This is a genomic window from Amycolatopsis sp. NPDC005961, from assembly GCF_040629235.1.
Lineage (GTDB): Bacteria > Actinomycetota > Actinomycetes > Mycobacteriales > Pseudonocardiaceae > Amycolatopsis > Amycolatopsis camponoti.
The window spans coordinates 102,693-108,914 of the sequence record NZ_JBEXVF010000027.1 but is presented as its reverse complement, the minus strand read 5'-3'; the positions used below and the strand labels follow the sequence as shown (position 1 = coordinate 108,914).

4 protein-coding genes are annotated in these 6,222 nt (G+C 71.1%); 3 read left to right on the top strand and 1 reads right to left on the bottom strand.

Translation table 11 applies throughout. The features are described 5' to 3' along the window. Window positions 1-1,311: alpha/beta fold hydrolase (locus ABZ342_RS24470; protein ID WP_360477082.1), on the bottom strand; the 1,311-nt coding region annotated here is incomplete at its 3' end. Between the two features lie 164 nt (window positions 1,312-1,475). Between ABZ342_RS24470 and secA2 the strand changes: the two genes are divergently transcribed. The 3 genes from secA2 to ABZ342_RS24455 all read left to right on the top strand — a co-directional run bounded on the left by secA2 (window position 1,476) and on the right by ABZ342_RS24455 (window position 6,222). Next, window positions 1,476-3,815 (top strand): accessory Sec system translocase SecA2, encoded by a 2,340-nt coding sequence (gene secA2, locus ABZ342_RS24465; RefSeq protein ID WP_360477079.1) that lies wholly within the window; start codon window positions 1,476-1,478, stop codon window positions 3,813-3,815. 75 nt (window positions 3,816-3,890) lie between these two features. Next, a complete protein-coding gene (locus ABZ342_RS24460; protein ID WP_360477076.1) occupies window positions 3,891-4,442 on the top strand; it encodes a DUF5565 family protein in 552 nt (183 codons plus the stop codon). Window positions 4,443-4,500: 58 nt separating this feature from the next. Further along, window positions 4,501-6,222, top strand: coding sequence for an NAD+ synthase (locus ABZ342_RS24455; protein WP_155549957.1), 1,722 nt, complete (start codon window positions 4,501-4,503; stop codon window positions 6,220-6,222).

Genomic DNA, 6,222 nt, shown 5'->3' with positions numbered 1-6,222 from the left:
ACCGGGTGCGAATCGCGTTGTAGTCCGGCGTGCTCGGCACGACCCGGGGTCCGTCGGCCGGGAAGGTGGCGGCACGGATCTCGGCGAGCAGCGACCCTTGAGGATGACGGCCGGGTCGGTGACGCGCGGGTCGTCGACGCAGCGGATCGCGGTGAAGGCGTCCTGGGTGGTGCCGTACTTGCCGGTGGAGTCGCGCTCGTTGTAGATGTCGGCGAGCTTCTCCAGCGTCGCGCCGCGCTGCTGCTTCAGCTCGTTGAGGCCGGTGTTCAGGACGTCCCAGAGGCTCTCCTGGTAGAGCGCCTGGATGACGCCGGTGGTCGCGTCCTCGTAGGAGAGCTTGCGGCCGTCGCCGACCGGGACCGGGAAGTCGATCAGCGGGCGGACGAGGTCCTGGAACACCTTGACCGCGGCGCCGGCGTCCTGGCCGAGCGCGCAGTCCTGCTGGGCGGTGCACGACTTCGCGAACTGCGTGAACGCCGTCCCGAAGCCCTGGCCCTGGGCGACCAGCGACTCGACCGCGTCCTGCTCCGGGTCGACGGCGCCGTCGAGGATCATCGCGCGGACGTTCTTCGGGAACGCCTCGGCGTAGGCCGACCCGATCCGGGTGCCGTAGGAGTAGCCCAGATAGGTGAGCTTTTCGTCGCCGAGGACCGAGCGCAGGACGTCCAGGTCCTTGACGACGTCCCGGGTGCCGACGTTGGCCAGCATCCCGGTGCCGTCGTCGGTGCGCTGGGCGCACTTCTCCGCGAAGTCCTTCTCCTGCGACTCCTGCTTGAGCACCCCGCCCGGCGAGCCGTCGGTCTCGCTGTCGTCGGCGCGGTCGGCGTCGCGCTCCTGGTCCGTGAGGCAGTGGATGGCCGGCTGGCTGGCGCCGATCCCCCGCGGGTCGAAGCCGACCAGGTCGAAGCGCTTGGCCAGACCGGTGCTCGTCGTCGGCTTGACCAGGCCGGCGGCCGCGACCATGCCCGACGCGCCCGGGCCGCCGGGGTTGACCACGAGCGACCCGATCCGGGAACCGCCGTCGGTCGCCTTGTGCCGGAGCAGGCCCAGCGTGATGGTGTCGCCGGCCGGCTTGGCGTAGTCCAGCGGCACGGTCAGCCGGGCGCACTGGAGGTCCTTCGCCTGGAACGCCGACCGGGCGTCTTCCGACGTCGCGTAAGGTGCGCACTCGCCCCAGCTCAGGCTCTGGCCGTAGAACCGCTCCAGACCGGCGGGGACCGGCCCGGACGGCGGGTGCGACTCGGTCGTCGGTGCGACCGGTGCCGGCTTGCCGGTGGACGTGCAGGCGGCCAGCGAGGCCGCGATCAGCACGGATGTCGCAATTGCGGTGATCCGGCGGCGTCGGATACGACCGGACCTGGCGCTGGGATGAGGGAACACGGTTGGATCGTCCCATCCGGCCGCGGAACTCGAACGCACCACCGCCACGTTGGGTGGGGCAGGCCGGTCGAGCGAGAGAGAACGGGAGACCAGGGGTGGCAGCACTGATCAGCCGGGTGGGCAAGAAGCTCCGCCGGATCATCCAGCGGCCGGGCAGCGTCGAGCTGACCCGCTACGAAGCACTGCTGCCCGCGGTCGAGAAGCTCGAACCCGAGCTCGAGAAGCTCTCCGACGAAGAGCTGACCGAGCGGGCGGGCGAGCTCCGCGAGAAGCTGAAGGACACCGCTTTCGGCGACAACCACCTGATCGAGATCTGCGCGCTCGGCCGCGAGGCCGCGCGGCGGGCCCTCGGCGAGCGCGCGTTCGACGTCCAGATCCTCGGCACGATGGGCCTGCTCAGCAAGCACGTCGTCCAGATGGAGACCGGTGAGGGCAAGACGCTCGCCGGCGCGCTGGCCGCGGCCGGCTACGCGATCCGCGGCAAACGGGTCCACGTCGTCACGGTCAACGACTACCTCGCCCGGCGCGACGCGGAGTGGATGGGCCCGGTGTACGCCCTGCTCGGCGTGTCGGTCGGGTGGGTCGAGCCCGCGCACTCCCGTGAGGAGCGTCGCGAGGCCTACCACAAGGACGTCACGTACGGCGCCGTCGCCGAGATCGGCTTCGACGTCCTGCGCGACCGGCTGGTCACCGCGGTCGACGACCTGGTCCAGCCCGACCCCGAGGTCGCGATCGTCGACGAGGCGGACTCGGTGCTGGTCGACGAGGCCCGCGTCCCGCTGGTGATGGCCGGCTCGATCGACCACACCGACGCCGACGAAGAGGTCGCGAAGGTCGTGCGGCGGCTGCGGCTCAACCTGCACTACGAAACCGACAGCGAAGGCCGCAACGCCTGGCTGACCGACGCCGGCGCGTCCGTCGTCGCGAAGTCGCTCGGCCTGGAGGTCGACGACCTCTACGGCGAGACGGCTTCGGACCGGCTCCCCGCGGTGAACGTCGCGCTGCACGCGCACGCGCTGCTCACCCGTGACGTCGACTACCTCGTCCGCGACGGCAAGGTGCAGCTCATCAACGCCGCCCGCGGCCGCGTCGCCGAGCTGCAGCGCTGGCCGGACGGCCTGCAGGCGGCCGTCGAGGCGAAGGAGCAGGTCACCGCGACCGACCGCGGCGAGATCCTGGACTCGATCACCGTCCAGGCGCTGCTCGCGCGCTACCCCGAGGTCGCCGGCATGACCGGTACCGCGGTCGCCGTCGCCGAGCAGCTGCGGGAGTTCTACGAGCTCGAGGTCGCGGTCATCCCGCCGAACACCCCGAACGTCCGCGAGGACCTGGAGGACCGGGTCTTCGCGTCGCCGTCGCAGAAGCTGCGGGCGATCGAGGAGGAGATCCGCACGGTCCACGAGACCGGGCGGCCGATCCTCGTCGGCACCCAGGACGTCGCCGAGTCCGAGGAGCTGGCCGAGAAGCTGGCGAAGGTCGACCTCGAGTGCGTCGTGCTCAACGCGCGCAACGACGCCGAGGAGGCGTCGATCATCGCCGAGGCCGGCAAGAAGGGCGCGGTCACCGTGTCCACGCAGATGGCCGGGCGCGGCACCGACATCCGGCTGGGCGGCACCGACGGCGCGACCCGCGACGAGGTCGTCGAGCTGGGCGGGCTGCACGTCATCGGCACCGCGCGGTACCCGTCGAGCCGGCTCGACGGCCAGCTGCGCGGCCGCTCCGGCCGCCAGGGCGACCCGGGCAGCGCGATCTTCTTCGCGAGCCTGAACGACGAGCTCGTGCTGTCGAACGCGCCGGACGTGCCCGAGGGCATCGTCGACGACGAAGAGACCGGCGAGATCACCGACAACGCGGCGCTGCGGCAGCTCAACCACGCCCAGCGCGTCGCCGAGGGCGTCGACCTGGAGATCCACCGCAACACCTGGCGCTACACGCGGCTGATCGAGCGGCAGCGGCGTGACCTGCTGGTGCACCGCGACAAGGTGCTTCGCACCGCGTACGCGGCGGAGCAGCTGGAGAAGGCGCACCCGGAGAAGTTCGGCGAGCTGAAGGAAAAGCTGGACGACCAGGACAAGCTGGAGCAGATGTGCCGCGAGGTGCTGCTGTTCCACATCGACCAGCTCTGGTCCGACCACCTGGCGTTCCTGACCGACGTCCGCGAGAGCATCCACCTCCGGGCGCTCGCGCGGGAGACGCCGCTGGACGAGTTCCACCGCGCGGCGATCCCGGAGTTCCACAAGATCATCGCCGAGGCCGACTCCCGGGCGGCGAAGACGCTCGAAGAGGCCGAGCTGACCGACGAGGGCATCGACCTCGGCGAGGCCGGCGTCCGGCGGGCGAACACGACGTGGACGTACCTCGTGCACGACAACCCGTTCGACTCGGACTTCGAGCAGACCATCAAGAAGGTCCGGAGCATGATCAAGCGGAAGTAGCCCGTTCCGGAAAACCCCCGTCCGGTTAGTCCGGGCGGGGGTTTTCTCGTTTGCCCGAGCCGGAAGAATCGGGGCATGCGCAAGATCCCGACGCTGTTCCGCCGCGACCCCGAAGACCTCCGCCGTGTGACCCGCGAAGTGCACCCCGAGTGCCAGTGGGTGCTCGACGGCCAAGGCGTGGCCACCCGCAAGTACGACGGCACCTGCGTCCGGCTCGACGAGTCCGGCGACTGGTGGGCGCGGCGCGAGGTGAAGCCGGGGAAGACCGCGCCGGACGGGTTCGAAGCCGTGCAGACCGACCCGGAGACGGGCAAGACGGTCGGCTGGGAGCCGGTCGGGCAGTCGTCGTTCGCGGCGTTCTTCGAGGAGGCGCAGGAGCGGCTCTTCGGTGCGGCGCCCGGCACCTACGAGCTGTGCGGGCCGAAGGTCAACGGCGATCCGGAGAAGCTCGGCACGCACCGGCTGGTTCCGCACGCGACCGCGCAGGAGTTCGCCGACGTCCCGCGCGACTACGACGGGCTGATGGCGTGGCTGCTCGCGCACCCGGAGTTCGAGGGCGTCGTCTGGCACCACCGGGACGGGCGGATGGCGAAGCTCAAGCACCGGGACGCGGTCGCGTCGGCCTAGGTGGCATTTCGCCCACATTCGCTCGGCTGACCGGGTGGCCGTGAGCCAGAATGGCGGCATGCCGCAACTGCGCATCGCGCTCGCCCAGGTCAACCCCACCGTCGGTGACCTCGACGGCAACGCCGACCTGCACGTCGCCTGGACCCGCAAGGCCGCCGAAGCCGGCGCTCACGTGGTCGTCTTCCCCGAGATGTCGCTGACCGGGTACCCCGTCGAGGACCTCGCGCTGCGCAAGACCTTCGCCGCCGCTTCCCGGCAGGGCGTCGAGTCGCTGGCGCGCCGCCTCGACGAGGCCGGCTGCGGCGAAGTGCTGACCTACGTCGGCTACCTCGACCTCGACGAGGTCGGCCCGCGCGACGCGGCGGCGGCGCTCTACCGCGGCGAGGTCGTCGCGCGGCAGTTCAAGCACCACCTCCCGAACTACGGGGTGTTCGACGAGCACCGCTGGTTCAAGCCGGGCACCACGCTCGACGTCGTCCGGTTCCACGGGCTCGACATCGGCATGGTCGTCTGCGAGGACATCTGGCAGGACGGCGGCCCGATCTCGGCGCTGGGCCGCGCGGGCGTCGACCTCGTGGTGGCGCCGAACGCGTCGCCGTACGAGCGGTCGAAGGACGAGCAGCGGCTGCCGCTCATCGCGCGGCGCGCCGCCGAGGCCGGCGCGCCGCTGGTCTACACCAACCAGATCGGCGGCCAGGACGACCTCGTCTTCGACGGCGACTCGCTCGTCGTCGGCGCGGACGGCGCGCTGCTGGCGCGCGCGCCGCAGTTCGTCGAGCACCTGCTCGTGCTGGACATGGACCTCACCGCGGGCGGGCACGCCGGTGACGGCGAGCTCGAAGGCCTGCACGTCCGGCGGCGCGTGCTGAGCGAGGAGCCGGTGCCGTCGTACGAGCCGACGGCCGAGCCGGTGATCAGCGAGCCGCTGTCGGACGAGGCCGAGGTGTGGTCGGCGCTGGTCGTCGGGCTGCGGGACTACGTGCACAAGAACGGCTTCTCGTCGGTGACGTTCGGGTTCTCCGGCGGCATCGACTCGGCGGTCTGCGCGTCGCTGGCCGCGGACGCGCTGGGCGGCGACAACGTCTACGGCGTCTCGATGCCGTCGAAGTACTCGTCGGGGCACTCGAAGGACGACGCCGAAGACCTCGCGCGGCGGATCGGGGCGCACTACCGGGTCGAGCCGGTCGAGGACATGGTCCGCGTCTACGTCGACCAGCTGCACCTGACGGGCCTGGCCGAGGAGAACATCCAGGCGCGGACGCGGGGCATGCTCCTGATGGCACTGTCCAACCTGGACGGTCACTTGGTGCTGGCCACCGGCAACAAGACCGAGCTGGCCGTCGGGTACTCGACGATCTACGGCGACGCGGTCGGCGCGTTCGCCCCGATCAAGGACGTCTTCAAGACGCACGTCTGGCAGCTGGCGCGCTGGCGCAACGCCGAGGCCGCGAAGCGCGGCGAGACGCCGCCGATCCCGGAGAACTCCATCTCGAAGCCGCCGTCGGCCGAGCTGCGGCCGGGCCAGGTCGACACCGACTCGCTGCCCGACTACGCGCTCCTCGACGACATCCTCGACGACTACGTCGAGGGCGACCGCGGGTACGCGGACCTGGTGTCCGCCGGGTTCGAGCCGGAGACGATCGACCGCGTGGTGCGGATGGTCGACAAGGCCGAGTACAAGCGGCGCCAGTACCCGCCGGGCACGAAGATCACGTTCAAGGCGTTCGGGCGGGACCGGCGACTGCCGATGACCAACCTGTGGCGCGAGGGCAAGGCCTGA

Coding starts and splice junctions, on each gene's coding strand:
- ABZ342_RS24460 (WP_360477076.1), top strand. CDS start 3,891: ATGCGCAAGATCCCGACGCTGTTCCGCCGCGACCCCGAAGACCTCCGC.
- ABZ342_RS24455 (WP_155549957.1), top strand. CDS start 4,501: ATGCCGCAACTGCGCATCGCGCTCGCCCAGGTCAACCCCACCGTCGGT.